Here is a 26,398-nt window from a genome sequence, read left to right on the forward strand (position 1 = left end):
TCGCCGTCCCTCCGTTCTTTCACCCTCCTACCGGCGGGTGTGTCGGTTCGCGCGCCGCCGTCAGGCCGACTCGCAGATCGCGACGAAGTTCTCGAAGACCTCCTCGCCGCGCTCCGTGTGCGCGACCTCGGGGTGCCACTGGACGCCGTACAGCCCCGCGTCCGGGTCGGCCATCGCCTCGATGCCGCAGACGTCGGAGGTGGCGGTGCGGCCGAACCCGTCGGGGAGCTCCGTCACCTCGTCGGCGTGGGAGGCCCAGACGCGCGTCTCCGGCGCGAGCGAGCCGACGAGCGGGTCCTCGTCGTCGACGATCTCGACGTCGACGTCGGCGTAGCCGCCGTAGTCGCCCGCGCCCACCGCGCCGTCGAGCTCGCTGGCGATCAGCTGCATCCCGAGGCAGATCCCGAGGACGGGGATATCGCGGTCAAGGTAGTCCGGTGCGTTCCCGACGCGGTCCATGTCGGGACCGCCCGAGAGGACGACCCCGTCCGCGTCGACCTCGTCGGCCGGCGCGTCCGCCGAGACGATCTCGGTGTCGACGCCGAGGTCGCGGAGCGCCCGCCGCTCGAGGTGCGTAAACTGGCCGTGGAGGTCGATGACGACGATCCGGGTCATGGCCTCGATTGACGACTCCCGCACAAAAACGGCTCGGAACGTGTCGCAGTATCGTGGTGGTTTCCGCCGCTGGTTGTCCTTCACAATACACGAACGTGGATCGATTACAGGTCGAGCGGGCCGCGCTTCGTGAACTCGCGGAGCAGCACGGTCGCGTACGACCCGCTCGGCAGCGCGAACGCGAACCGCGGGTCGCCGTCCGCGAACGACGCGTCGAGGTCGGTCCGGAGCAGGATCGCTCGCCGGGTCCCCGCGGAGTCGAACTCGCCGGGGAGCGCGAAGTCGCCCGGCTCGACGCCGGCGTCGGCGAGCACCTCGCGCTCTATCTCCCCGGGCTCGCCCTCGCCGAGCTCGGTCTCGGTGCCCACGAGCGGCGCGGTGACGAACGCCCGCCCCCGCTCGCAGTGCCTGGCGACCACGTCGACCCGGTCGGCGTCGACCCGCTGGAGCCGGTCCGTGTCCGGGGCGTACAGCTCGTCTGGCGCGTCGCCGTCGGCGAAGCACGCCACGTCGCCGGCCACGGGGCGGTCAAACGGGAGCCCGCGGCGCAGCCGCTCGCTGACGATCCGGTTGAACAGATACGACTGCGCGGCGTTGACGAACAGCCGCTGGAGGTTCGAGGGGACGGCCTCCAGCGCGTGCCACCAGTCCTCGTCGTCGGGCGGCGCGGCGGGGTCGACGCCCCGGTCGGCGAGCCGGTGGACCATCGACCGCTCGAACCGGAGCTTGCCGGGGATGGCGTCGAGACACGCGGCCCAGTCGCCGTCGCCCGTGCCGTCGGCGGCGGGCCCGTCGCCGACACCGGACCCGTCGCCACCGGCCCCGGAATCTTCCGCCACGCCGAAGGCCGCGTCGACGCGGTCGCGGGCGGCGCGGGTGTCGTCCGGCTCCGTCTCGGCCGAGTTGCCCGCGTACAGCCGGACCGCCTCGCGGGGGTCCTCGCGGGCGACCGCGAGGCCGACGACGTGGGTGACGGGCCGCCGGCTGCCGAAGCGCTGCTGGCCGAAGTAGTTCGGGACGCCGACGGTCGCGTCGATCGGAACGTCCCCCTCGCCGGCGGCGGAGTCCGCCGCGCCGCCCGTGAACGCCCGGAGGTCCCGCACCGTCTCGGCCACGCGTTCGGGTGCCTCGTCGACCGCGTCCGCGACCCGGATCTCGAAGGCGTTGCCGGCGAGGTCGCCGAACGAGAGGCTCCGCCCCGCCCGGCCGAGTGCCTCGACCTCCGCGCCGCGGATCTCGGGGAGCGCGTCGGCGTCGACCCCGCGGACCGTGAACAGCTGCGTGGTGACGGCGCGCTTGTCCTTCGTCCCCGCCCACGAGACGCGCTCGCGGCTGATTCCGAGCGCGTCCGAGAGCCGGCGCGCGAAGTCGTTCGTGTCCCAGTCGCGGAGCGTCGCCCGGACCACGAGCTCGGGGTAGCTCCCGGTCTCGACGTCCAGCGGCTCGGCGTCGAACGCCTCCAGCTCGCGGACCCGGAAGTCCTCGGGCGACTCGCGGAGCCGACCGCCGATCCCGTCGGCGTCGCTCACGTAGTGGTCGATCCCGACGGCCCGCTCGGTCGGGTGCGCCTCGCGGAGGGTGCGTTCGGGGGTCATTCAGTACAGCGAGAGGTCGCCGGTCACGCGGTCGACGCTGTCGTCGCGCGCGGGGCCGACCGCGAGCGCGGTGACGGTGCCGGGCTCCAGTTGGGTGTGCCCGGCGTCGCGGACGATCGCGTACGGGAGCCCCTCTTTGTCCGCCTTGTCGGCCAGTTCGAACAGCCGGCTCTCGGAGTTCCCCTTGAGAACGACCTTCTTCTGCCCCTCGCCCTGCCACTTCTTTCGCGCCCGCTCGCTCGCGTCCTGATACGCCGACAGCGACGCGTGCGCGACCTGCGCGGCGAGTTTCCCCTCGCCCATCCCGATGTCCGTCCGCGCGACGATCGCCTGCTTCATACGGTCTCCACCCCCGCCGCGGGTTTAGCGCTTGTCTCTCGGCCGCCGCGGCCGCGGCCGGCGGGCGTGAAGCGATACGAAAGAAAACCGCCGGATTAGAACCGCGCCGTCAGTCGTCGGCCGGCGTCGCGCCGCTGCGGGCGGCCGACCCGAGGCCGGACGCCATGTCGGCGACCGTGCGCTCGTTCTCGACGACCCAGCGCAGCAGGAGGAACGCGAAGAGGTACTTCGCGATGATGTCCATCCCGCTGTAGGCCCAGGAGGTGATCGCGATGTCGAGGACCGCGAGCCCCTCGGCGCCGAGGGCCCAGAAGATCGGGTAACCCAGCCAGAGGACAACGGTGAGCACCTTCAGCGTGTTGAAGATGTCCGCCGTCCCGGCGACCTCCGCGTCCCGCGCCCACTCGGCGAGCAGGATGTAGAGGACGACCACGAAGAACGCGCAGCTGATCGCGAACCACACCCACCGCAGCAGGAGCGAGGACGTGGTCAGCGCGGCCGCGAGGCCGGTGACACACATCCCGACGTCGGCCACCACGGCGGTGAACAGCTTACTCAGGTTCGACCCGGCCAGCAGGCCGAGCGCGACGAGGATCATCGGCGTCGAGAACGCCCACGTGAGGTAGCGCCCCCACGGCGTGAACACGCCTCCCTCGGGCCCGGCTCCGGCACCGGCGAGCGCGTGCCCGGCCGGCATCTCGAGGAAGCTGACCGTCAGCCCGGAGACGAGCCCGGTATAACTGGAGATGGACACCAGCGGTACCATCAGCGTCGCGACGAAGATCAGCTGCGCCCGAGGGTCCTCCACGTTCCGCCCCATGTAGACGAACAGGAGGATCGACAGGCCGGCGAGGGCGATGTTCACCCAGAGCGACGCGCTCAGCAGGGCGTTGTCCTGAATGAACTGGAATATCTCCGTCTGTGTCATTTCGAGCGGGACCATTCCGCTTGCGAGTAAGTCGGCCGCTGCTGTTTCGATCATGCAACGGTGACAATCACGTGGCGTGTTTATTAAATGTACTAACCTGACTGGTAAGGTTTTCTACCCGTTTTCGATATTCAGTGGCGTTTTTTTGAATTTTTCTCACTCCGGCGGGAGAGAGTGGACGGGTGTCTTCCCCCGGCGTGGCTCACCGACCGACCAGCGGGAGCCGGTCGAACGGCCCCGCGCCGACGTCCGCCTCGACGGCGGCCGCGCAGTGTTCGCCGCCGAGCAGGCACATCGGCACGCCGATTCCCGGGTTGCTGCTCCCCCCGACGTAGTAGAGGCGGTCGGTCCCCCGGACGCGCGGCCCGGGGCGGAGCGGGCCGGTCTGTCGCATGGTGTGCGCGAGCCCGAGCGCGCTCCCGCCGGGCTGGTCGAACCGCTCCGCGAACTCCGAGACGCACGCCGACTCCTCGGTCACGATCCGGTCCCGGAGGTCGACGCCGGTCCGCGACGCTACCGCGTCGAGGACGCGCTCCCTGAGCGCCGCGCGCCGGTCCGGCGTGTCGTCGAGCCCCGGCGCGAGCGGCACCAGCGTGACGACCGCCTCGTGGCCGTCGGGCGCGACCGACGGGTCGGTCCGGGACGGGACGTTGACGTACACGACCGGCTCCGTCTCCCCCGTCGGCCACGCGGGGTCGTCGAATATCGCCTCGAAGTGGGGGTCCCAGTCCGTCGGCAGCGCGAGCGTGTGGTGTTCGAGCCCCGGCAGCTCCCCCTCGACGCCGAGGTACAGCAGGTGCGCCGAGGGGCCGTACGTCCGCCGGTCCCAGTAGTCGCCGAACCGCGAGACGGTGCCGTCGGGGAGCAGTTCGCGCTCCACGTGCGCGGGCGGCGCGTTACAGACGACCCGGTCGTGAACGTAGCGGTCGCCTCCGAGCTCCGCCTCGACGCCGCCGTCGACCGGTTCCAGACCCGTCACCTCGACGCCCGTGTGAACGTCCGCGCCGGCGTCGCGGGCGACCGTCTCGACCGCCTCGACCACCTCGTACATCCCGCCCATGGGGTAGTAGACGCCGAGCCCGTAGTCGACGTGGCTCATCAGCTGGTACAGCGCCGGCGTGTTGTGCGGCGACCCGCCGAGGAAGACGAGGGTGTACTCCAGCAGCTGCCTGAGCTTCGGGTGGTCGACGTACGACCGCACCGTCTCGTCGAGACTGGAGAGCAGGTCGAGCTCCCGCCCCCCGGCGACCACGTCGAGCGAGAGGTAGTCCCGGAACCGCGAGCGGCCGGGGAGGACGAACCGCTCCATCCCGGCGTCGTACGCCCGCTCGGCGTCGGCGAGGTACTCGCGGAACGCCTCGCCGGCGCCCCGCTCGTACGACTCGAACAGGTCCGCCGCCGCGTCCGGGTCGGCGGGCACGTCGGCGCTGTCGCCGTCGTCCCAGAACACGCGGTAGTGCGGGTCGAGCCGCGTCAGCTCGTAGAACTCCTCGGCGGAGCGGCCGAAGTCCTCGAAGAACCGGTCGAAGAGGTCCGGGAGGAGGTACCACGAGGGCCCGGTGTCGAACCGGAACCCGTCGAGTTCGAGCCGACCGGCGACCCCCCCGACGCGCTCGGCCCGCTCGTACACCGTCACCTCCGCGCCGGCGGCCGCGAGGTAGGCGGCCGCGGAGAGCCCGCCGATGCCGGCCCCGACTACCCCAACCGACTGCTCGCGGAGCGACTCGTCGCTCATGGTCGTAACACGCACTCGCTCCCTGTCAGTCGTTGCCAACTCTCGACGGGACTTTATCAGGCGGGCGGCGGCGTCGCCGCGACGCGTACTCGTTCGGCTCGCTTTTTTTCCGGCTCCGACCGCAGAGATCGACGTATGGGATGGCGGTCGCGATCGTCGGAGTCCAGCCCTGCCGATCGCCTCGGGGCCGGGTCGACCGGAGCGGCCGGCTCCGAGGAGGGGTACCGCTCAACCCCGGACGACGCCGGCGCGGTCGACGCCGGCACCGCCGGCGGAACCACCGACGTGGACGCGCACCGGAACGGCTCTGACGCGCCGCGTTCCGCGGGTCGGTCCGGCGACGCCGGGGTCCGCGTCGAGATCGTGGTGCGCGACCCGACGCCCGCGCCGGTGGCGGAGTCGCTGCCGCCGGGCGCGGTCGCCGAGGACGTCGACCGCGTCCGCGTCGACGGCGCGGTCGTCTCGCAGTTCCGCGCCGACCGCGCGGTCGACGCCGAGCTCGTCTTCGACGGGGGCGACGAGTTCGTCTACCGGTGCCGGAGCCCACCGACGGGACCGTTCCCGTCCGACGCCGTCGAGTCGCTCGGCTACCCGGTCTCGTCGGTCACGGTCCGGACGGCGCCGAACCGGATCCGGCTCGGGCTGTCGCTGCCCGCGGCGGACCCGCTCGGCGACGTGATCGACGCGCTGGAGGCGACCGGCGGCTCGGTGCGGCTCGAACGGCTCACGAGCTCCGGCGGGGCCGACACCCGGTCCGACCCGGTCGTCGTCGACCGCGGGCGGCTCACGGAGCGCCAGCGCGAGGTCGTCCGGACCGCACAGCGGCTCGGCTACTTCGAGCACCCCCGGGGGGCGAGCGCGACGGAAGTCGCCGACGCCATCGGCATCGCCCGCGCCACCTTCTCGGAGCACCTCGCGGCGGCGCAGCGCCGCGTCTTCGACGACCTCGTCGGCGGGTAATCGGTTCTCACGCGCCGGGGCCGACCGCGGTATTGAAACCGTTCTGGCCCCGAGGAGAGGTATGTACCGGAGACGGTTCCTTCGACGGGCCGGCGCCGCCGGGAGCGCCGCGACCGCGGTCGCCCTCGCCGGGTGCGCGGGCGTCGGCGGCGAACCCGACTTCGACGTCGGGATGCTCGCCTCCGCCTACCAGCCCCGAGAGGTCACGGTCTCGGTCGGCGACACCGTCGCCTGGGAGAACACGAGCGCGCGGGCGCACACCGTCACCGCGACGCCGGGCGGGATCCCGGACGACGCCGAGTTCTTCGCCTCGGGCGGCTTCGAGGACTACGAGACCGCCGAGTCGGCGTGGCAGTCCGACTTCGGCGGCATCTTGGAGAGCGGCGACCGCTTCGAACACACCTTCACGGTTCCCGGTGCCCACGAGTACGTCTGTATCCCGCACCGCGAGGGCAACATGTACGGAACCGTCGTCGTCGAGGAGTGAGCCGTGACCGCGTCCGACGCCGGCCGCCGAAATCCACTCGGGCCCGCGCGCCGAACGGGGGGTGACTGAGTCGCGTGGACCTCTCGCTGCTCCTCGGGGCCGACGTCCTGCTGTTCGTCGCGATCGGACTGCTCGGCGGGGCCCACTGTATCGGGATGTGCGGCCCGCTCGTCACGGTGTACGCGAGCCGGATGGACCCCGACGCCGGGCGGACCGACGGCGGCTCGGGGACCGCGAGCGCCGCGGGCGCGGCGACCGGCCGCGAGGGACACCTCACCACCTACGAGGTCCGCCAGCACGCGCTGTTCAACCTCGGCCGCGCGGCGAGCTACGCGACCATCGGAACCCTCCTCGGCGTGCTCGGCGGCGCGGTGTTCGTCACCACCGCGACCCTGACCGGCGCCGCGGAGACCGTCCGCGGCGGGGTCGGCCTCCTCGTCGGCGCGGCCGTGATCCTCGTCGGGGTCCGCTACCTCCTCGGCGGCGCGACCGGCGGGGTCCACCTCCCCGGACTCGAACGCGTCACCGGCTGGCTCACGGGGTACGTCGACCGGCTCGCGAACGGCCCCGGGATCGTCGCGCTCGGCGCGGTCCACGGGCTGCTCCCCTGTCCGATCCTCTACCCGGCGTACCTCTACGCCTTCGCGAGCGGTTCGGCCGTCGCGGGCGGCGTCGCGCTCGGCGCGCTCGGGCTCGGCACGATCCCGGCCGTCTTCGCCTACGGGACGCTGATCGAGAGCGTCGACCCAGTCCACCGCCGCCGGGTCCACCGGCTGCTCGGCGTCGCGTTCGTCGCGCTCGGCTACGTGCTGTTCGCGCACGGGCTGATGTCCGTCGGGATCCACGTGCCGCACCCGAGCCTGCCGTTCTGGAACCCGCTCGACGCCGGGATGGGGGGGATGTGAGATGAGCGGGACCGCTCGACCGCCGGACGCGGGCGACGACCCCTCGGCGTGTACCCTCTGTGAGCTCCCGACCGAGGGCGTCGACGTCACCGACGGCGACGGGAACCGGTTCTGCTGTACCGGCTGCCGCGACGTGTACGGTGCGCTCGGCGACGTCGACGTCGACGCCGACGCGGTCCGCGAGCGGCGGCAGGCGCGAGACGGCGCGGCGGACGACGGCGCGGACGCTCCCGATGGAGACCGCGACGTCCCCGACGGCCACGAGGCGACGTTCCTGGAGGTCGACGGGATGCACTGCGCGACCTGCGAGGCGTTCATCGAGACGGTGGCGACCGACGCCGACGGCGTCAGCGCCGCGAGCGCGAGCTACGTCACCGACACCGTGCGGATCGACCACGACCCGGACTCGGTCACCATCGACGACCTCACCGAGACCGTGAGCGGCCTCGGTTACAGCGCGTACGACCGCGAAGACGCCTTCTCCCGCCGACAGGCGAACAACATGGCGACGGCGCGGCTCGCGGCGGGCGTCCTCGTCGGGATGGCCGTCATGCTCCAGTACATCGTCCTCATCTACCCGACCTACTTCGCGTTCCCCTTCTACGACGAGCGCACCCTCACGTACCTCAACGAGGCGATGGCCTCGACCTCCGGGACGTACTTCTTCATCGTCATCGCCGTGCTGACCACCATCGTCCTCTTCTTCACCGGGAAGCCGATCCTCCGGGGCGCGTACGTCAGCGCGAAGACGCGCTCGCCGAACATGGACCTCCTCGTCGCCATCGCGGCGGTGAGCGCGTACCTCTACAGTACGCTCGCGGTGATCTTCGTCGAGTCGCCCTCGATATACTACGACGTGACCGTCGCGATCGTCGTCATCGTCACGGTGGGGAACCACTACGAGGACTCGGTGAAGACGCGCGCGACGGAGCTGCTCTCCGAGGTCACCGCGGTCCAGGTCGACGACGCGCGGCGACTGACCGCGAGCGGGGAGACGGAGTCGGTGTCCGTCGACGCGCTCGAACCGGACGACCGGCTCCTCGTGCGCGCCGGCGAGCGGATCCCGGTCGACGGCGAGGCGGTGGACGGCGACGCCGCGGTCGACGAGTCCGTCGTCACCGGCGAGTCGCTGGCGGTCCGGAAGGTCGCCGGCGACGCGGTCGTCGGCGGCTCCGTCGTCGCGGACGGCTCGCTCACGGTCGCCGTCGGCCCGGACGCGACCTCCAGCCTCGACCGCGTCGCGGAGCTCGTCTACGATCTCCAGAGCGGGAACCACGGCGTCCAGAAGCTCGCCGACCGCCTCGCGACCGTGTTCGTCCCCGCCGTCCTCGTCATCGCCGCCGTCGCCGCCGGGGCGTCGCTCGCGCTCGGCGGGGCCCCGACCGACGCGATGCTCGTCGGGTTGACGGTGCTGATCGTCTCCTGTCCGTGCGCGCTCGGGCTGGCGACGCCGCTCGCGGTCGCCGCCGGGATCCGCGACGCCTTAGAGCGCAACATCGTCGTGTTCGACGACACCGTCTTCGAGCGGATCCGCGACGCGGACACCGTCGTTTTCGACAAGACCGGGACGCTGACCACCGGCGAGATGCGGCTGACCGCCCGCGAGGTCGACGACGACCTGCTCCGGCTCGCGGCCGCCCTTGAGTCGCGGTCCGCCCACCCGGTCGGGCAGGCCATCGCGGCGGCGCGGGCCGACCCCGACGGCGCGGCCGCCCGTCCCGGCGGGGCGACGGACGACGGCGCGACACCCGCGGTCGCCGACGGTGGGGCGGAGGCGGCCGAGGCCCCCGCGGACGACGCGCCCGCGGTCGAGTCGTTCGAGAGCCACGCCCGCGGCGTCTCCGGCGTCGTCGACGGCGTCGAAGTGGTGGTCGGTCACCCGGACCTGTTCGACGAACGCGGGTGGACCGTCCCCGACGAGATCCGCGAGGCGGTCGCCGACGCGCGCGACGTCGGTCGCGTTCCGGTCGCCGTCGGCCGCGACGGCGCCGCGGCGGGGTACGTCGTGGTCGGCGACGAACTGCGCGAGGGGTGGGAGGAGACGGTGACGGCGCTGGACGACGCGGGCGTCGAGGTGATCGTCCTCACCGGCGACGACGAGCGCGCCGCGACCGTGTTCGCCGAGCACGACGCGGTCTCGTCGGTGTTCGCCGGCGTGCCGCCGGAGGGGAAGGCGGAGGCCGTCGGGCGGCTGAAGGAGCGCGGCGTCACGGTGATGGTCGGCGACGGCACCAACGACGCGCCCGCGCTCGCCGCCGCGGACCTCGGCGTCGCCCTCGGCGGGGGCACCGCGATGGCGGCCGACGCCGCCGACGTGGCCATCGTCGACGACGAGCTCGGCTCCGTGGCGACCGTCTTCGAGCTCGCGCGAGCGGCCGGCCGGCGCGTGAAGGGCAACATCGGCTGGGCGTTCTGTTACAACGCGGTCGCCATCCCGCTGGCGGCGACCGGCCTGCTCAACCCCCTCTTCGCCGCGGTCGCGATGGGCGCGTCGAGCCTGCTCGTGGTGACGAACTCCTCGCGGGCGCTGCTGTCGGACGACTGAGCGCGGCTCGCCCATGACGCGGCCGCGCCCGCCCCTACCGCAAACGACTTTCCGCTCACGCGAGTAGGCGCGAGCGATGACAGACCAACAGCAGCGGCCCGCGGTGCCGACACGCAACGGAATGCCCGTCCTCGGGCTCGGCACGTGGGAGAACGACGACCCCGCGCAGTGTACCGAGTCGGTCGCGAACGCGCTCGACGCCGGCTACCGCCACGTCGACACCGCGCAGATCTACGGCAACGAGGCGGCCGTCGGCGAAGGGATCGCCCGGAGCGACGTCGACCGCGACGACATCTTCCTCGCGTCGAAGGTGTGGATCGACGAGCTCGAACCCGCGGACGTCGCCTCGTCGACCCGCGAGAGCCTCGACAAGCTCGGCGTCGACGCGGTCGACCTCATGTACGTCCACTGGCCGGCCGGGGAGTACGAGCCCGCGGAGACGCTGCCGGCGTTCGCGGAGCTGCGCGACGACGGGCTGATCGACCGGATCGGCGTCTCGAACTTCGAGCCCCATCACCTCGACGCTGCCACCGACGCGCTCGGCGAGGCGCCGTTCGCGAACCAGGTCGAGATGCACCCGCTGCTCCGACAGGAGGAGCTCCGCGAGTACGCCGACGCCAACGACGTCGAACTCGTCGCCTACTCGCCGCTCGCCCGCGGCGAGATCCTCGACGACCCGGCGATCGTCGACATCGCCGAGAAACACGACGTCAGCGCGGCGCAGGTGAGCCTCGCGTGGCTGCGCGAGTCCAGCGTCACCGCCATCCCGAAGGCGACCGGGATCGACCACATCCGCGACAACCTCGCGAGCGTTGACTTGGAGCTCGACGACGAAGACGTGGCCGCGATCGACGAGCTCGGCCGGACCGACCGCCAGCTCAACCCCGACTTCGGGCCGGACTGGTAAGCGGCGAGCGCGTCCCGCTCACTCCGCCGCCCGCGGCAGCGACACCGTGATCCGGTTGCCGCGCCCTCGGCCCTCCGGGCGGGCGTCGACCGCGATGCTGCCGTTCGACAGCTCCACGCTCCAGTAGACGAGCCAGAAGCCGAGGCCGCTGCTGTGGTAGACGTTGGTCATGTCGTGGTCGCCGGTGAGCACGTCGGCCTCGACCGCCGGTATCGTCTCGAGGTCGTCTTCGACCACGAGCGCCGCGCCGTCGTCGGTGCGGCTCAGCCGCACCGTCACCGTCGGCGCGCCGTCGCCGCTGTGCTGGAACGGGTTCTCCAAGAGTTCGATCACCGCCGACCGGAGCTCGCAGCGCCCGTCGACGGTGACCGCGTCGAGGCCGTCGACCGCGATCGACCCCTCGGAGTATCGGTCCCTGACGGCCTCGACGCACTCCTCCACCACGTTTCGGAGGTCTATCCGGGCGGTGTCCCGCTGGTCGGTGATGAGCTCGATGACCTCGCGCTCCTTCTGGGCGGTCTCTAAGAGCCCCTCGCCCACCCGCCGGATCACCGCGGTGCGCTCCGCCGCCTCCGGCACCTCGTCGTCGAGCTCCTCCAGCTCGCCGAAGACGACGTTGAGGTCGTTCCGGAGGTTGTGGCGCAGGAGGTTGTCCATCACGACCAACTGCCGCTCGCGCCGCCGCCGGTCCGTGACGTCCTTCGTGAACCCCGTGATCCGGACCACCTGGCCGTCCACCGTTATCGGCTCCCCTTGGACCCAGACCCACCGGTTGTAGTTCTCGTCGGGGTTCACCCGGTACTCGATGTCCACCGACGAGCCCGCGGCGAGCAGCTCCATCGCCTCCCTGACCGCGGCTCGATCGTCGGGGNGGGTCGCGTCGAGGAACCGACCGGGGTCGCCGCGGAGCTCCTCGACCGACGCGCCGTATATCTCCTCGTACGCGGGGTTCACGAAGAGCAGCTCCGACCAGTCGGCGTCGAACATCCAGAGGACGTCGCTGGAGACCGCCGCGATCTCCTGGAGGTGCGAGGCGGCCTCCGCGCGCTGTCGCTCCGCGCGGACGCGGTCGCTCACGTCGCGCGAACTGATCACGTACCCGTCGAGGTCCCCGTCGGTGAGGTTCGACATGCGGCTCTCCAACCACACCCACGAGCCGTCGCGCGTCCGGTGTCGGTAGTCGACGGTCACCTCGGCGAACTCCGCGGCCCGGATCGCCCCCTCGAAGGTGCGCCGCACCGCCGGCCGCTCGTCCGGGTGGACGTACTCGAAGGCGTTCGTCCCGATCAGCTCGTCGCGGTCGAACCCGAGAATCCGCTCGGCGGCCGCGTTGACGTACGTGTACGTCCCGGTCTCGTCCAACAGGGCAACCTTGTCTTGGGCCTGGTCGAGCAGCACCCCGTGGGGATCGGACCGACTCATCCCCTGACTCTCTCTCGCGTGTCAGTATAACCGTCACGGCCGGAGTACCCGCGGCCGCGGCGGCGCGACCGCGCTGTCGTCGACTCTCCGCCGGTCCGATTTTAGACGTGTTCGGCGAGGAAGTCGACGATCTCGCGGTACGCCTCGATCCGGTTGTCGAGCTTCGCGAAGCCGTGCCCCTCGTCGTCGAAGATCAGCTTCCGGACCGGGACGCCCTGCTCGCGCGCCTCCTCGACGATCTGTTCGGCCTCGCCGACGGGCACCCGCGGGTCGTTCTCGCCGTGGAGGACGAACAGCGGCGCCTCGATCGCCTCGATGTTGTTGATCGGGGACACCGACTCCAGGAACTCGCGGTCGTCTTCGAGCGAGCCGTACTCGGCCTCGCGGAGCGACCGCCGCCAGTCGCCGGTGTTCTCTAGGAACGTCACGAAGTTGGCGATGCCGACGATGTCGACCCCGGCGGCCCACAGCTCCGGGTACTCCGTCAGGGAGGCCAACACCATGAAGCCGCCGTAGGAGCCGCCCATCGCGACGACGCGGTCCGGGTCGACCTCGGGGTGGTCGTGGAGCCAGCCGACGCCCTCCCGGATGTCCTTCACCGAGTCCATCCGGTTCTCCACGTCGTCGAGCCCGGAGTACGCCTTTCCGTACCCCGACGAGCCGCGGACGTTCGGCTCGAAGACGGCGTAGCCGTTGTTCAGCAGGTACTGCGTGACCGACGCGAAGGAGGGGCGCCGCTGCGACTCCGGGCCGCCGTGGATGTCGACGACGACCGGGTACCCCGACTCCGGTGGCTCCGTCTCCGGCACGGAGAAGAACGCGGGGATCTCGCGGCTATCGAACGTCGGGTAGTGAACCAGTTCGCGCTCGACGAACGTGTTCGCGGGGATCCCCGCAGTCGAGGCGCGCGTCCACCGCTCCGCCTCGCCGCTCGTCGCGTCGACGACGTAGACGTCCGCGTTGTGGGTACTACCGGTCGTCGTCACGGCGAACCGGTCGCCGTCGGGGCCGAAGCTCACGCCGCCGGCGACGCCGCGAGGGAGGTCCGGGTCCGGGAACTCGTCGACGCGGTCCGGCGCGACGAGTTCGCCGGCCGTGAGTTCGGTGTAGCCGTCGACGTTCCGGGAGTAGACGAGCCGGCGGGAGTCCTCGTCTATCGCGACGCCGTCGACGTTCCACTCGCCGCCGCCGGCGACGACCGCGAACTCGTCGGTCTCCAAGTCCAGCCGCTCCAGGCGGAGCGTGTCGGTGTCGCGGTCGGTGACGAGGTAGACCCCCTCGCCGTCGGGTCCCCACTCCGGGCCGGCGTACCGGACGTCGCCCTCGTGGGGCGTGTGGTGGGTCAGGTCCCCGGTCGACAGGTCGAGGGTGTACACGTCGTGGTCGAACGAGGAGTGCGCTTCGTGGACAATCAGCCGGTCGTCGCTCGGCGACCAGCCGGCGACGGAGAGCCAGCCGTCGCCCTCGTGGACCAGCTCCGCGTCGTCGCCGGTCTCGTCGCGCCCCTGGACGTACACGTCGAAGACGGCCTCGTCGCGGCGGTTCGACGCGAACGCGAACCGGTCGCCCGTCGAGTCCCAGCCCCCCCACCGGTGTTTCGCCGCCGGCTCGGCCGTCAGGTCGGTGATCGCGCCGGACTCGTAGTCGAGCCGGTACAGCTGCGCGCGCTCGTTGCCGCCCTCGTCCATCCCGAAGACGGCCTCGGACCGCTCCGGCGAGGAGTCGACGAAGGAGACGGACTCCTCGAAGAAGGTGTGCTGTTCGGGCCACGACTCCGGCTCGCGGACCGACCACACCTGCCCCGTGCCCGTCGTGTCGAGCAGGAAGGACAGCCGGCCGTCGGGACCGAGGTCGGCACCGCCCGCGTTCCGTACGTTGAGGTAGCGCTCGATGTCGTACTGTCGCATGCCAACCGGTTCCGCGCCTGCGGTGAAACCGTTTCGGGTGACGGAACCCGCGCGCCGGCGCGCGACCGGCCGGATCGTCGCGCCGTCGGCCCGCGGCCGCTCCGACGGGATGCCGTGTCTTTTTATCAGCGCCACCCGTGCGGTCGGCGTATGCGCGTCGCGTTCGTCTCGCTCTTCGCCCCCGGACACGGGGAGACCCCGGCGCGAACGCGGACCCTGCGGACCGCCCGCGGCCTCGCCGACCGCGGCCACGACGTGATCTGGCTCTGCGCCCGGTGGTGGGGCGGCGACCACGACGCCTTCGAGGAGGACGGCGTCGAGTACCGGTCGGTCGCGGTCGAGCCCGCGCCCGCAGCGTTCGCCGCGCGCCTCCCGGCCGCGGTCCGGCGCGCGGGACCCGACGTGGTCCACGCGGTCAACAGCCCGCCGACGCCCGGGCTCGCCGCCACGGTCGCGGGGTCGCTCTCGCGGGTCCCGGTCGTCGTCGACTGGTGGCGCGACCACCCCGCCGACGCGCGCCGCTGGTACCGACCCCTCGCGCGGCGCGCGGACGCGGTGACGACCCCCTCGCGGACGACGAAGACCCGCGTCCGCGAGCACGGTGCGGACGGCGGCGACGTCCGGGTACTCCCCGAGAGCATCGACTTCGACGCCGTCGAGGCCGCCGGCGTCGACGACCGATTCGACGCGGTGTACGCCCGCCGGCTCGACCGCCACGCCAACGTCGAGACGTTCCTGCTCGGGCTCGCCGAGCTGCGCGGCCGCGACTGGACGGCGGCGGTCATCGGCGACGGCCCCGAGCGCGGCCGGATCGAGGCGACCGCCCGCGACCTCCGGATCGACGACCGGGTCGAGTTCCTCGGCGACCTGCCGCTCGACGAGCGGCTCCCGATACTCAAGGGGACGCACGTCGCGGTCGCCACCGCGACGTGGGAGACGTTCGCGACCGACCTGCTGTGGGCGGTCGCCTGCGGCTGCGTCGCGCTGGTCGAGTACCAGGCCGATTCGAGCGCCCACGAGCTCGTCGAGGGGCGCGAGCGCGGGCGGCTGGTGACGAGCCCGGCGGAGCTGGCCGACGAGTTCGTCGCGGTCGGCGACTTGGAGCGCCGCGCGGTCGACCGCGCGTTCGCTTCCTTCGACCACGGGGCGGTGATAGACCGGTACGCCGGGCTGTACGAAGAGCTCGTCGACGGGGAGTGATCGGACCGCCGCGGGCAACGCGGCGTCAGAAGGGGGACCGACGGCCGTCCGTTACGCCTGCTCCTGTCCGGTGATCGTGCCGCCGTACTTCATGAAGACGAACGCCAGCCCGAGCGTGCTCACCATCGCGATGAACGTCGCGACGCCGAGCGCCCGGGCGGCGTCCGGGACGAACACCGCGTCCGACCCGCCGCCGCCGACCTCGACGGTGGCGATGTCCCCGCCGACGGCGAGGCCGGCGTGCATGCCGACCGCGGTGTGGGGTACGCAGTGGTAGTGGGTGATGCCGGCGTCCTCGCTCGACGTCTCGTACTCGTAGGTGGCCCCCTCTTCGCCGACGGGGTCGCCGCTGTCGAGGCTGGCCGGACCGCCGCCGTCGACCGTCTGGACGTTGTGGGCACCGCCGGCCCCCGTCCACTCCCAGGTGATCGTCGTCCCCTCGTCGACCCACACCAGCGTCGGGTCGAACGCGAGACCCTGGTCGCCGGCACCGACCGAGATGGTCACCGAGTCCTGGCCGCGGGCGTCGGTGTACGACCCGACGTTGCCGCTCGAAGCGCCGCTGGGCCAGTCGGGTTCAACTTCCTGTGCCGCGGCCGTCCCCGCCGTCGCCGTCGCCGCGCCGGCGGCGGCCGCCGCACCGCCGGCCGTCCGCATGAACGCGCGCCGAGAGACGTCGTCCGAACTCATACGCCCCGGTTCGTGGTGACCCGTAGTGAATATGTTGATCCGACGGCGGCCTCGCCGGCCGCTCATCACCCGGCGTCGGTCTCTCCGTCGACTCCCGAAATCTCCGGCGAGCCGACCGTTAGCGCCGGACCCGGTCCAGGTCGTCGAGGAACGCCCGCAGCGCCGACCGCGTCACGTGCGGCATACACACCACGCGGAGCTCGCCCGTCCCGGTCCGGGACACCTTCCAGCCGGCGTCGCGGAGCGCCGCGAACGTCGACTCGGGGACCGCCGCGGCGACGAGCGGGAGCTCGGGCTCGACGACGTCGTACCCCCGGGCGGCGAGCTCGCCGGCGAGCCAGTCGGCGTTGTCGGCCGCGCGCTCGGCCGCCTCGCGGTACCCGTCGGGCCACAGCGCGTCCATCGCTGCGACGGCCCCGGCGACGCCCGCGCCGCTCCGGGTCCCGGTCAGCGTCGCCTGCGACCGCGTCTCTAGGTACGGGGTGTCGACCGCGAGCGCGTCGAGCGCGGCGTCCTCGCGGGCCAGCAGGCCGCCCGCCGGGACCGGCGCCTGCCCGTACTTGTGGGGGTCGATTGTCAGCGTGTCGACCGCCGCGTCGGCGAACGACCACGCGTGGTCGGTGAACGGGAGGACGAACCCGCCCCACGCCGCGTCGACGTGGAGCCGCGCCCCGACCTCTCCGGCGACAGCCGCCAGCTCCGGGATCGGGTCGACGCGGCCGTACTCCGTGCTGCCGGCGACGGCGACGACGAGCGCGGTGTCGTCGTCGACCGCGGCCGCGACGGCGTCGGGGTCCGCCCGGTAGTCGTCGTCGAGGGGGACCGTCCGGAGCTCCACGCCGAGCACCTCGGCCGCCTTGGTGAACGAGAAGTGCGCGCTCGTCGGCGCGACGACGTTGACGGCCTTCCCGCCGTGCCGGCCGTCGCTCCCGTCGTGTCGGTTCCGCGCCGACCGGACCGCTTGGACGTTCGCCTCGGTGCCGCCGGAGGTGACGTACCCCGCCGCGTCCCCCGGCGTCGGGTGGGCAGAGAGCGTCGCGAGCCCCTCGACGGCTCGGCGCTCCAAGTCGGCCACCGCCTCGTAGGTCGCGGGGTCGCCGGGGTTCGTCGCGAGGAACCGCTCGGCGGCCGCGCGGGCCGCCGGATGCGGCTCGGTACACATCGAGGAGAGCACCCGGTCGAACGACTGCGGTTCCGGCTCCGGCTGTTGCATCCGCCCTGCTCTTACCGGGGACGGCTCTTACCCGTTCCGCTCTCGGGGCTCGCCGGGGGACGCGGCCGCCGCTCGCCTCAGCGGACCGAGTCGAGCAGGAGGCGCTGTTCGGTCCGCTTCACCTCGTGTTGGACGTCGCGGACCGCGTCGATGTTCGCGGAGATGGAGGAGACCCCCTTCTCAACGAGGAACTCGACCATCTCCGGCTTCGAACCGGCCTGCCCGCAGATGCTGGTGTCGACGCCGACCTCGCGGCAGGTCTCGATCGTGTCGCCGATGAGCCGCAACACGGCGGGGTGGAGCTCGTCGAACCGGTCGGCGACGTGCTCGTTGTTGCGGTCGACCGCGAGCGTGTACTGCGTGAGGTCGTTGGTGCCGAAGGAGGCGAAGTCGATCCCCGCCTCGGCGAGCTCCTCGATCAGGAGCGCGCTGGCCGGGGTCTCGATCATCACGCCCCAGCGGTGCGTCTCGGGGTCGATCCCGGCCTCTCGCATGTGTCGCGTGATCCCCTCGACGTCTTTCGCGTCGTTGACGAGCGGGAACATCACCTCGAGGTTGTCGTACCCCATGTCGTAGAGGCGCGCGAACGCGGCCAGCTCCTGCTGGAACGGCTCCGGCTTGTCGAGGCTCCGGCGGATCCCGCGCCACCCCAGCATCGGGTTGTGCTCGGCCGGCTCCCCCGCGCCGCCCTCCAGCTCGCGGAACTCGTCCGTCGGCGCGTCGATGGTCCGCACCCGGACGGGTCGCGGGTAGAACTCGTCCGCGACGCGCCGGACGCCCTCGATGAGCTCGTCTTGGTAGGCGCGAGCGCCGTGGTCGGCGATGTACTGCTCGGGGGTCTTCCCGAGCGACAGCACCATGTGCTCGATCCGGAGCAGGCCGACGCCGTCGGCGCCCGTCGCCGCGGCGCGCTCCCCCGCCTCCGGGATCGAGACGTTCACCTTCACCTCCGTCGCCGTCATCGGCTTGACCGGAGTTTCGGGGCGCGCCGCCTCGACCGGCTCGAACTCCTCGCCCGGCTCTGCCGACGCCGACTCGCCCGCCCGGATCGTCCCCTTGTCTCCGTCGAGGGTGACCTGCCGGCCGTCTTCGAGGACCCGAGTCCCGTTACCGGTCCCGACGACCGCGGGGACGCCGAGTTCGCGGGAGATGATCGCCGCGTGGCTCGTCATCCCGCCCTCGTCGGTGACGATGCCGGCGGCGCGTTTCATCGCGGGGACCATGTCGGGCATCGTCATCTCCGTCACCATCACGTCGCCGTCCTGAACCTGATCGAGGTGGTCGAGCTTGTGGACGATCCGGACGGCCCCCGAGACGACGCCCGGACTCGCGCCGAGCCCGTCGACGAGCACGTCCGCGTCCTCCTCCCCGCCGACCGCGCTCGTCCCCCCGTTCGCGGCGCTTCCCGCCGTGCCGCCGTCGCCTGTCGCCGCGCCCGCCGCGGCGTCTCCGCCGGTATCGCCCCCGCCGCCGGCCTCCCCCTCGCCGCCGGCGTCCTCGCGGATCGTCGTGATCGGCCGCGACTGGAGCATGTATATCTCGCCGTCGTAGATCGCCCACTCGACGTCCTGCGGGGTGCCGTAGTGGTCCTCGACCCGCTCGCCGAGCGCGACGAGGTCGCCGATCTCGGCGTCGGAGAGGACCCGCTCGGTCCGGCGGTCCTCCCCGACGTCGAGCTGGACCGTCTCGCCGGTCTCCGCGTCCTTCACCATCTCCACCTTCTTGTCCGCGACGGTGACCTCGTCCACCTCGGCCCGCCCGCGGTCGTACACGTAGTTGTCCGGGGAGACGGTGCCGGAGACGACCGCCTCGCCGAGCCCCCACGCGGCCTCGATGGTCACCTGCGGCGCGCCCGTCGAGGGGTGGCTGGTGAACATCACGCCGGACTTCTCGGCGTCGACCATCCGCTGGACGACGACCGCGATGTCGACGTCCTCGTGCGGGAACCCGCGCTGTTGCCGGTAGTAGATCGCGCGCTGGGTGAAAAGCGAGGCCCAGCACTCCTTGACGCGCCGGAGGAGGTCCTCCTCGCGGACGTTGAGGAACGTCTCCTGTTGCCCGGCGAACGAGGAGTCGGGCAGGTCCTCGGCGGTGGCGGACGAGCGGACCGCGACGAACGCCTCCGCGCCGTCCTCGCCCATCGCCCGGTACTGCGAGAGAATCTCCTCGCGGACCGGCTCCGGGAACGGCGTCTCCAGAATGAGCTCCTCCGCGCGCGCCTCGGCCTCCCGGAGCGCCGCGGAGTCCTCGGGGTCGACGTCGACCGCGTCGAACAGCTCGACGTCGATCCCGGCCTCCTCGATGAAGGTACGGTACGTGCCCGCGGTGACGGCGAACCCCGGCGGGACCGGGAGCCCCGCACCGATGAGTTCGCCGAGCGACGCGGCCTTTCCGCCGACGGTCCCGACGTCGCCGGCGTCGACGTCCTCCAGCAAGAGTACTGCCATTCGTGTACTCGGAGGATCCGCGAGGCGGCCTATGAATCTTCCGGCGAGCGAACGACTGAATAAAAGATTACTCGGCGGCGAGTTGTTTCCGCGCGTCGCGGCCCCCCGCACCCGGTCGCCGCCCGCTTCGGCGTCGCCAGCTTTCCGCTGCCTGACGGGTGCTCGCCCGTCTCGACGCGGCTCTCATTTTATTACACGGCCGCCGAGCGGACGACGACAGGCGTCTCGAACGCGCCGAGCGACCGGTTGGGGCGGACCGGTCGGCGGCCCGGTAGAGACGCAGACGGACCAGCCGGTGGTCGAGGAAGACGCGGGTGGAAACGGGCCGCGGAGTACGCGCCGCGACCGCGGGCGAAGTGAGGGCCAAAGGTGGGGGACAGCGAACCGAACCGTGGTTCGTGTACTCTCGTAGCGGCCAGCCCCGTCTATACTTATCTGCCGTTTCGCGATCAGACTCGGTGGTCTGTTACAGAGGTTGTAACAACACCGCGGCGGTAGCGGTCCGGAATCGCCTCGCTCTCAGTCCCCGCCGAGTCGCCGCCGCTCGTCGCGCAGCAGCCGCTCCCACACGCCGAACAGCGCGCTGTCGAGGTCGTACGCCTCGTCGACGCGGCGGACCCAGCGGTCGTCGGCGAAGAGGTGCCGCTGGAACCGCCGCACGTCGGGCGAGAGGCGGTCGCGGTCGCCGCCGTAGAACGACAGCGACTGCTCGCGCGTCCGGGCGACGAGGCCGTCGGGCACCTCGATACCGTCGGCCTCGGCGACGTGGTCGAACCACTCCAGGTGGAGCAGCGAGTCGGCGAGGAGGAACCGCTCGCGGAAGCCGGCGACGCACGACAGCGCCGGCGCGCCGTCTATCCGGACGTCGGTCGGTCGCGAGAACCGCGGCGCGGTCGCGGTCACGGACGCCCGGTCGGCGACCGCGCCGGCGACTCGTCGCAGCCGCCAGTCGCAGTACCGGACCGGCGCGATCAGCGCGAGCTCGTACCAAGTCGGCAGCCACTCGCAGTACGGCTCCGAGAACGCGCCGTCGGCCAGCAGCGTCGCCGCGACCGAGCGGGCCTCGTCCGGCGTCAGCTCGTCGGGGGCCGTCCGGAGGCGGCGCTCGACCCGGTCGCCGTCGAGGCCGTCGACGCCGGAGAAACCCATCCCCTCGGCGACGCCGGTCGTGTACGCGCGGCCGGCGGCGTACCAGCTCGCGAAGTCGGTGGCCGTCGTCAGCCGCAGCAGTCGGAGGACTGTGATACCGATCGGACGGGCCGAGCCGGAATAACCGTTCGGTCAGCGGTCGACGCGGGCCAGCGCGTCGCCGAGCGAGACGCCGTGTTCCGAGCGCGCGGCGGCCGCGTACACGACGCCCGCAGCGACGACGGCGGAGGCGACGGCGAACGCGACGCCGCCGAACGAGAGCGGGCCGAACACCGGGAGCCCGGCGGCCCACGAGCCGAGGACGACCCCCGTCGCCAGCGCGAGCGCCCCGACGGCGGTCCGCCCGACGTTCTCCGCGTCCGGTTCGATCTCCAAGACGAGTTCGTCCGGGAGGTCGGAGGTCAGCCGCACCGTCCCGTCGCGGTCGTCGAACTCGACGAGCCCGGCGTCGGCCATCTTCGGGCAGTGAAACTGCCGCAGCGACGTGTACACGCTCTTTCGCTGGTCGTAGTCGACGTCCGCGGGGTCGACGTCGTTCTCCCACGCCGCGATCCGCCGCGACGCGTCGGAGAGGGCCGACTCCGCGTTCTCCGTTTGGAGGTGCCGCCACAGCAGCCGCCGCCGCCGGTTGCCGAGCAGTTCCAAGAGCTCGTTCGCGTCGACCCGGTCGTCGTTCGGTGCGCCGTCGTCCAGTACCCCGTCGTCGGCCGCCACGCCGCTGCCGTCGACCGCGGCGTCGCCGTCCGTCGCGCCCGGGGCTCCGCCCTCCGACGACCCCGCGGGGTCGGACGGTCCCTCGCGTTCCCCCGCCGCTCGTTTCTCCGCCTCGACGTTTCCACCGGATGACATGTGATATATTCGCACAGTCAGTGTTCAAAAAATTACCGGCGTCTCCGGTGTTTCGAACGCGCGTCGAATTCGCTCGTTCGTCCGCTTACCCGCTCGAGTCCCGGTCGAGCGGCGGGGTGTGGTCCCCGGAATCACGGAGGCGGTCGTCCCCGTCCGGCTCGTCCGTCGCGCGCTCTGTGGTCCCCGTCGCGGCGGCGGCGTCGCTCCCGTCCGGCTCGCTCGGGTCGTCGAGCGCGTCGTCGAGCCCCCACTCGGCGGCGCGGTCGCGGGCCTCGGACCGCGCCTGCTCGCGGATCGCGTCGATCCGGTCGTCGTCGGCGAGGAAGGCGGCGACGGCGTCGTCCTCGTCGGCGTCGTCCCGCAGTCGGTCCGCCGGGGCCGCCTCCCGGGTCCGGTCCGCGAGCGCGGCGTCGTCTGCCAGCTCGGTCGCGGCCGCGTCGGGCGCGACGCGCAGCGCCTCCTCCCCGTGGGCCGCCGCCAGCCCGCTCGGGTCGACGGCGTACAGTTCGACGCGGTACGGGCCGGGGACCGCGAGCTCCGCGAGCGCGTCCGGCCCGCCGCTGTCCGTCACGGTGTTGTACGCCAACACGGGCACGCCGTCCTCGAAGGTGAGGACGCCCTTGGCCTCGCCCGAGAGCAGCAGCGTCTCCTGTGGAACGAGCGTCGCGTAACCGGTGAGCCCGCGGTCGAGCGCGCGCGACAGCGTCGTTCCGACGTCCGAGACCACCCGCGAGCGGAGGAGCGTCCCCCGCGGGATGGTGAGCGTCGGCGGCTCCCCGGCCTCGTCGCCTTCCGGGCTCCCGCTCATGGCGTATCGGGGACGACCGCGCTGCGGAACCGGTCGGCGACCGCGTCGCCGTCGCCGTCCCGGACGTCGAGTCGGTCGGCGGCCCGCCGGTAGCGCGCGGCGGCCTCGCTCTCCGGGGCGTGCGCGAGCAGCGGCTCGCCGGCCCGGCGGGCCGCGCGGACGGCGTCGCTCTCGGGGACGTTGGCGAGGACGGGGCCACCGAAGTGGCGCTCCGCCTGCGCGGCGACGTCGTCCGCCTCCCTCCGGACCTTGTTGAACAGCACGCCGGCCGTCTCCGTGCCGTACGAGCGCGCGTACTCCTGGACCTTCAGTCCGTCCGAGAGCGCGGGGATCGTCGGCTCGACGACGACCACGACGCGGTCCGCGAGCACGACCGGCAGCACGGCGGACTTCGAGCCCAGCGCGGCCGGCGAGTCGAGCAGGAGCACGTCGGTGTCGCGCGCCAGCTCCGCCACCACGTCGCGGAGCCGCTCGGGCTCCGCGGCCTCGAAGCCCGCGAGCGAGGTGCCGCAGGGGACGACCGAGAGCCCGAACCGCTCGTAGGTCGCCTCGGCGACGTCCGTCGCGGTCCCCGCGACGAGCAGGTCGTGGAGCGTGACCGCCGCGTCGTCGAGCCCGGCGTGAAAGAGGAGGTTCGCCATCCCGGTGTCGGCGTCCACGACCGTCACGTCGTGGTCGGCCGCGAGCGCCATCCCGAGCGCGAGCGTGCTCGTCGTCTTGCCGGTGCCGCCCTTCCCGCTGGCGACCGCGAACGCCTCGACCATACGCCCGCTCGCCCGGCGGTCCGAATAAATCCTCTTCATCGCGGTCGCCCGCTTCGTCTCCCGACCGTGCCGGCGACAGCGCTTTTGATCCCGCGGCGCGATAGGAGTACCATGGCCGAGACGATATCCGCCGACGAGTTCCGCGACATGATCGACGCGCGTCGGCGCGGCGACCGGTCCTTCGCCGTGGTCGACACGCGGCCCGAGGAGAGCTTCGCGGGGTGGCGCGTGGCGGACGCGATCCACTACTTCTACAAGCCGTTCCACGAGTTCGACGTCGACGACTTCGTGCGCGAGACGGGCCTCTCGCCCGACGACAGCGTGGTCACGCTCTGCGCGAAGGGGAAGGCCTCCGACGACTTCGCCGCCGAACTCGACGCCGCGGGGTACGAGGACGTGACCGTCGTCGCCGAGGGGATGCGCGGCTGGTCCGCGGTGTACGACCGGACCGCGGTCCCGCTCGGCGACGCGACCGCCGCTGGCGACGCCGCCCCGCCGCTCGACGTCGTTCAGGTCCAGCGCCGCGCGAAGGGGTGTCTGGGCTACCTCGTGGTCGGCGGGCGCGAGCCGGGCGACGCGGACCACGTCCCGGCCGACCGGTCCGACGCCGGAGACGGCTCCGACCGCGTCGCCGTCGCTGATTCCGACGGCTCCGACCGCGTCGCCGTCGCTGATTCCGACGGCTCCGACCGCGTCGCCGTCGCCGTCGACGTCTCCAGACACGGCGACGAGTGGGTCGAGGCGGCCGCCGAACGCGGCGCGTCGATCGCGGCCGTCCTCGACACGCACGTCCACGCGGACCACCTCTCCGGCGGCCGGGCGCTCGCGGACGACCTCGGCGTCCCGTACTACCTGCCCGCGGCGGCCGCCGCCCGCGACGTGGCTTCCGACTTCGACCCGATCGGGCGCAACGAGACGCTCGACGTCGGCGGCGTCGACCTGAAGGCGCTCGCGACGCCGGGCCACACCGACGACGGCGCGAGCTACCTCGTCGGCGACGCCGCGGTCCTCACCGGCGACACGCTCTTCACCGACAGCGTGGGTCGGACGGAGCTCCAGTTCTCGGCCGGCGACGACGGCGACGACGCCGGGGACGGGGACGGCGGAGACGCCGGGGAGGCCGGAGACGCCGCCGACGCGGGCGCGGCGGGCGCGGCCCGGCAGCTGTACGACTCGCTCCACGGGACGCTGCTCGCGCAGCCGGACGACGTCGTCGTCTGCCCGGGTCACTTCGCGGTCGCGAACGACGGGACGACCGGCGAGGTCGAACCCGGCGCGCCGGTCGCCACGACAATCGGGACCGCGCGCCGCGAGATGAGGGTCCTCGACCTCGACGCGGACGCCTTCGTCGACCGGATCACCGGCACGCTCCCGGAGAAACCGCCGAACTACGAGTCGGTGATCGCGGCCAACCGCGGCGTCGAGTCGCCGCCGGACGAGACCGCGGCCATCGAACTGGAGCTCGGCCCGAACCGCTGTGCGGCCGGCCCGGACGCCGACTCCGCCGCGGACGACGACTGACAGCCGCCGCGCCGCGCTCCCCGTCGCCGCCGGCGTCGCCAGCGTCGCCGGACTCGAGCCGCGACGCTCACTCGTCGTGGATGAAGACGAGCCGCTTCGACTCCGTGTTGACCAGACAGAGGTCGATCCCGTCGCGGGTCGCGCCGATCTGCTGCCAGCCGTGGTCGCTGACGAACAGCGTCTGGAACACCCCGCGGTCGCAGTCGGGGTTCGGACAGCCGACCCCCGCGGCATTCTTGTAGACGGTCGTGCCGCCGCCCGAACTCTGCCGCACCAGCCCGTCGGTCAGCGACCGGAACTCCTCGGCGGACATCGGACTCTCGGCGTCGTCGTCTCCCATGCCTTCGCGTTCGGGGGCGACCGTCTAAAAACCGCCCGCCCGTGGCAACAGGTGTCACGGAACTCGCAGCGGTTGACGGCCTCCGCACTCACTCCGCGTCGCGCTTCGCCCGGTCCGCGTGCGCGTCCGCGAGCCGCGTCGGCTCCGGGAGCTTGTAGCCCGCGCAAAGCGCCGCGACGAGGTCGACCGCGGTTTCCGCCGACACGCGGTGGCCCGGGCTCACGTAGAGGGGGTTCACCCGCTTGCTGTTCGGGTACTGGCGCGACTGGAACGCGTGGCCGATCACCGTTCCCGGCTCGGCGGTCGGCACCGCGTCGTCCGCGCGGATCGGTGTCCGCCAGCCCGCGGGGCGCTCGTCGGTCGACTCGTCGGGCTCGCCGCAGAGGAGGCTCTTCGCGACGCCGACGCTCGGCACGTCGCGGAGGACGCCGACGTGCGTCGCGAGCCCGGCCTCCCGGAAGTGGATCCGGCCGGAGCCGTCGCAGACGAGCAGGTCGGGATCGGCGTCGAGCGCGTCGAGCGCGGCCAGAATCGGCTCGCCCTCTCGGAACGCGAGCAGGCCGGGAACGTACGGGATCGACAGCGGCGTCGTCGCGCTCGCGTACTCGACCACGGTCCCGCCGCGGAGCGCGACCACGGCGGAGACGGCGGCGTCGGGACGGTCGCCCTCTCGATCGGTGAGGAACGCTTGGTCGACGCCGACGACCGTCGGGGGGTCGGTTCCGTCCTCCGTGTCGCCCGTCCCGGGGAGCGTCTCGTTCGCGACCGCGTCGCCGCGCGCCGGCGGCAGCCCGTCCGCGAGCGAGGCGGCCTCCTCGACCGCGACGGCGGCCGGGCTGAGCGCGTGGTCGTCCTCGAACGTCGCGGCCGCGGCGATCTCGCGTTGGAGGGTTTCCATCTCGGCCGTCGACAGCGACGGGTCGGGCCGGAGGTCCGGCCGCGCGAGGTCCATCAGAACCGGCCGCCCGGTCCGCCGGGGCCGCCCGGACCGCGCGGACCGCGCGCGCCGCCCATCGAGACGCCGCCCATGCCGCCCGCGGAGCGGGCGAGCCCCTCGTTGCGCTTGCCGAAC

At 72.5% G+C, this 26,398-nt stretch carries 23 protein-coding genes; 7 read left to right on the forward strand and 16 right to left on the reverse strand.

From position 1 onward, the window contains the following. Window positions 1-60 precede the first annotated feature (60 nt). The 5 genes from C464_RS13330 to C464_RS13350 form a co-directional block, all read right to left on the reverse strand. Window positions 61-615, reverse strand: a complete 555-nt coding sequence (locus C464_RS13330; RefSeq protein WP_006114274.1) for a GMP synthase subunit A — start codon at window positions 613-615, stop codon at window positions 61-63. Window positions 616-719: 104 nt separating this feature from the next. Continuing rightward, the gene (gene truD / locus C464_RS13335; protein WP_006114275.1) at window positions 720-2,210 is read right to left on the reverse strand and encodes a tRNA pseudouridine(13) synthase TruD; all 1,491 of its coding nucleotides are present in this window, start codon (window positions 2,208-2,210) and stop codon (window positions 720-722) included. After that, window positions 2,211-2,549: a peptidyl-tRNA hydrolase Pth2 gene (gene pth2 / locus C464_RS13340; RefSeq protein WP_006114276.1), complete on the reverse strand. Its 339-nt coding sequence runs from the start codon at window positions 2,547-2,549 to the stop codon at window positions 2,211-2,213. A 109-nt stretch (window positions 2,550-2,658) separates the two neighbouring features. Beyond that, a complete protein-coding gene (locus C464_RS13345; RefSeq protein ID WP_049911180.1) occupies window positions 2,659-3,477 on the reverse strand; it encodes a bacteriorhodopsin in 819 nt (272 codons plus the stop codon). 202 nt (window positions 3,478-3,679) lie between these two features. Continuing rightward, entirely contained in the window at window positions 3,680-5,212 is a 1,533-nt protein-coding gene (locus C464_RS13350; RefSeq protein ID WP_006114278.1) for a phytoene desaturase family protein, read from the reverse strand. Window positions 5,213-5,347: 135 nt separating this feature from the next. On the opposite strand from C464_RS13350, the gene C464_RS13355 reads away from it, so the two are divergent. The 5 genes from C464_RS13355 to C464_RS13375 all read left to right on the forward strand — a co-directional run bounded on the left by C464_RS13355 (window position 5,348) and on the right by C464_RS13375 (window position 11,016). Further along, window positions 5,348-6,172 carry a helix-turn-helix domain-containing protein gene (locus C464_RS13355; protein WP_006114279.1) on the forward strand — a complete coding sequence of 275 codons (825 nt, stop codon included), beginning with the start codon at window positions 5,348-5,350 and terminating at the stop codon, window positions 6,170-6,172. A 61-nt stretch (window positions 6,173-6,233) separates the two neighbouring features. Further along, a complete protein-coding gene (locus C464_RS13360; RefSeq protein ID WP_006114280.1) occupies window positions 6,234-6,659 on the forward strand; it encodes a plastocyanin/azurin family copper-binding protein in 426 nt (141 codons plus the stop codon). Between the two features lie 74 nt (window positions 6,660-6,733). Beyond that, window positions 6,734-7,564: a sulfite exporter TauE/SafE family protein gene (locus tag C464_RS13365; RefSeq protein ID WP_006114281.1), complete on the forward strand. Its 831-nt coding sequence runs from the start codon at window positions 6,734-6,736 to the stop codon at window positions 7,562-7,564. Between the two features lies 1 nt (window position 7,565). After that, window positions 7,566-10,109: a heavy metal translocating P-type ATPase gene (locus tag C464_RS13370; protein ID WP_006114282.1), complete on the forward strand. Its 2,544-nt coding sequence runs from the start codon at window positions 7,566-7,568 to the stop codon at window positions 10,107-10,109. A 121-nt stretch (window positions 10,110-10,230) separates the two neighbouring features. Further along, complete coding sequence (locus C464_RS13375; RefSeq protein WP_006114283.1) at window positions 10,231-11,016, forward strand: aldo/keto reductase; 786 nt, start codon at window positions 10,231-10,233, stop codon at window positions 11,014-11,016. A gap of 18 nt (window positions 11,017-11,034) precedes the next feature. Here the strand turns inward: C464_RS13375 and C464_RS13380 are convergent, their stop codons facing one another. Together C464_RS13380 and C464_RS13385 are read right to left on the reverse strand one after the other, a co-directional pair. Beyond that, the gene (locus C464_RS13380; RefSeq protein WP_193366019.1) at window positions 11,035-12,438 is read right to left on the reverse strand and encodes a PAS domain-containing sensor histidine kinase; all 1,404 of its coding nucleotides are present in this window, start codon (window positions 12,436-12,438) and stop codon (window positions 11,035-11,037) included. Window positions 12,439-12,539: 101 nt separating this feature from the next. After that, window positions 12,540-14,345, reverse strand: coding sequence for a S9 family peptidase (locus C464_RS13385; RefSeq protein WP_006114285.1), 1,806 nt, complete (start codon window positions 14,343-14,345; stop codon window positions 12,540-12,542). Window positions 14,346-14,495: 150 nt separating this feature from the next. Here C464_RS13385 and C464_RS13390 point away from each other — a divergent pair, with 150 nt between their 5' ends. Continuing rightward, window positions 14,496-15,545 carry a glycosyltransferase gene (locus tag C464_RS13390; protein ID WP_006114286.1) on the forward strand — a complete coding sequence of 350 codons (1,050 nt, stop codon included), beginning with the start codon at window positions 14,496-14,498 and terminating at the stop codon, window positions 15,543-15,545. A 51-nt stretch (window positions 15,546-15,596) separates the two neighbouring features. On the opposite strand, the gene C464_RS13395 is transcribed toward C464_RS13390, so the two are convergent. The 7 genes from C464_RS13395 to C464_RS13425 form a co-directional block, all read right to left on the reverse strand. Then, window positions 15,597-16,235, reverse strand: a complete 639-nt coding sequence (locus C464_RS13395) for a halocyanin domain-containing protein (protein WP_006114287.1) — start codon at window positions 16,233-16,235, stop codon at window positions 15,597-15,599. 118 nt (window positions 16,236-16,353) lie between these two features. Continuing rightward, on the reverse strand, window positions 16,354-17,448 hold the full coding sequence (mfnA, locus tag C464_RS13400; RefSeq protein WP_006114288.1) for a tyrosine decarboxylase MfnA: 1,095 nt from the start codon (window positions 17,446-17,448) through the stop codon (window positions 16,354-16,356). 77 nt (window positions 17,449-17,525) lie between these two features. Next, window positions 17,526-19,895: a phosphoenolpyruvate synthase gene (gene ppsA, locus C464_RS13405; protein ID WP_049911181.1), complete on the reverse strand. Its 2,370-nt coding sequence runs from the start codon at window positions 19,893-19,895 to the stop codon at window positions 17,526-17,528. A gap of 519 nt (window positions 19,896-20,414) precedes the next feature. Further along, entirely contained in the window at window positions 20,415-21,044 is a 630-nt protein-coding gene (locus C464_RS13410) for a hypothetical protein (protein ID WP_006114290.1), read from the reverse strand. Between the two features lie 132 nt (window positions 21,045-21,176). Then, window positions 21,177-21,893 (reverse strand): DUF7344 domain-containing protein, encoded by a 717-nt coding sequence (locus tag C464_RS13415; protein ID WP_006114291.1) that lies wholly within the window; start codon window positions 21,891-21,893, stop codon window positions 21,177-21,179. An 85-nt stretch (window positions 21,894-21,978) separates the two neighbouring features. Further along, window positions 21,979-22,701: a hypothetical protein gene (locus tag C464_RS13420; protein ID WP_006114292.1), complete on the reverse strand. Its 723-nt coding sequence runs from the start codon at window positions 22,699-22,701 to the stop codon at window positions 21,979-21,981. Next, window positions 22,698-23,465: a nucleotide-binding protein gene (locus C464_RS13425; protein ID WP_006114293.1), complete on the reverse strand. Its 768-nt coding sequence runs from the start codon at window positions 23,463-23,465 to the stop codon at window positions 22,698-22,700. The genes C464_RS13420 and C464_RS13425 overlap by 4 nt, the downstream gene beginning before the upstream one ends. A gap of 111 nt (window positions 23,466-23,576) precedes the next feature. Here C464_RS13425 and C464_RS13430 point away from each other — a divergent pair, with 111 nt between their 5' ends. Next, window positions 23,577-24,986, forward strand: a complete 1,410-nt coding sequence (locus C464_RS13430) for an MBL fold metallo-hydrolase (protein ID WP_006114294.1) — start codon at window positions 23,577-23,579, stop codon at window positions 24,984-24,986. A gap of 67 nt (window positions 24,987-25,053) precedes the next feature. Here the strand turns inward: C464_RS13430 and C464_RS13435 are convergent, their stop codons facing one another. Next, window positions 25,054-25,326, reverse strand: coding sequence for a DUF7385 family protein (locus C464_RS13435; protein ID WP_004596496.1), 273 nt, complete (start codon window positions 25,324-25,326; stop codon window positions 25,054-25,056). A gap of 88 nt (window positions 25,327-25,414) precedes the next feature. Then, window positions 25,415-26,278 (reverse strand): endonuclease V, encoded by an 864-nt coding sequence (locus tag C464_RS13440; protein ID WP_006114295.1) that lies wholly within the window; start codon window positions 26,276-26,278, stop codon window positions 25,415-25,417. Between the last annotated feature and the right edge of the window lie 120 nt (window positions 26,279-26,398).

This window comes from Halorubrum coriense DSM 10284 (assembly GCF_000337035.1).
Lineage (GTDB): Archaea > Halobacteriota > Halobacteria > Halobacteriales > Haloferacaceae > Halorubrum > Halorubrum coriense.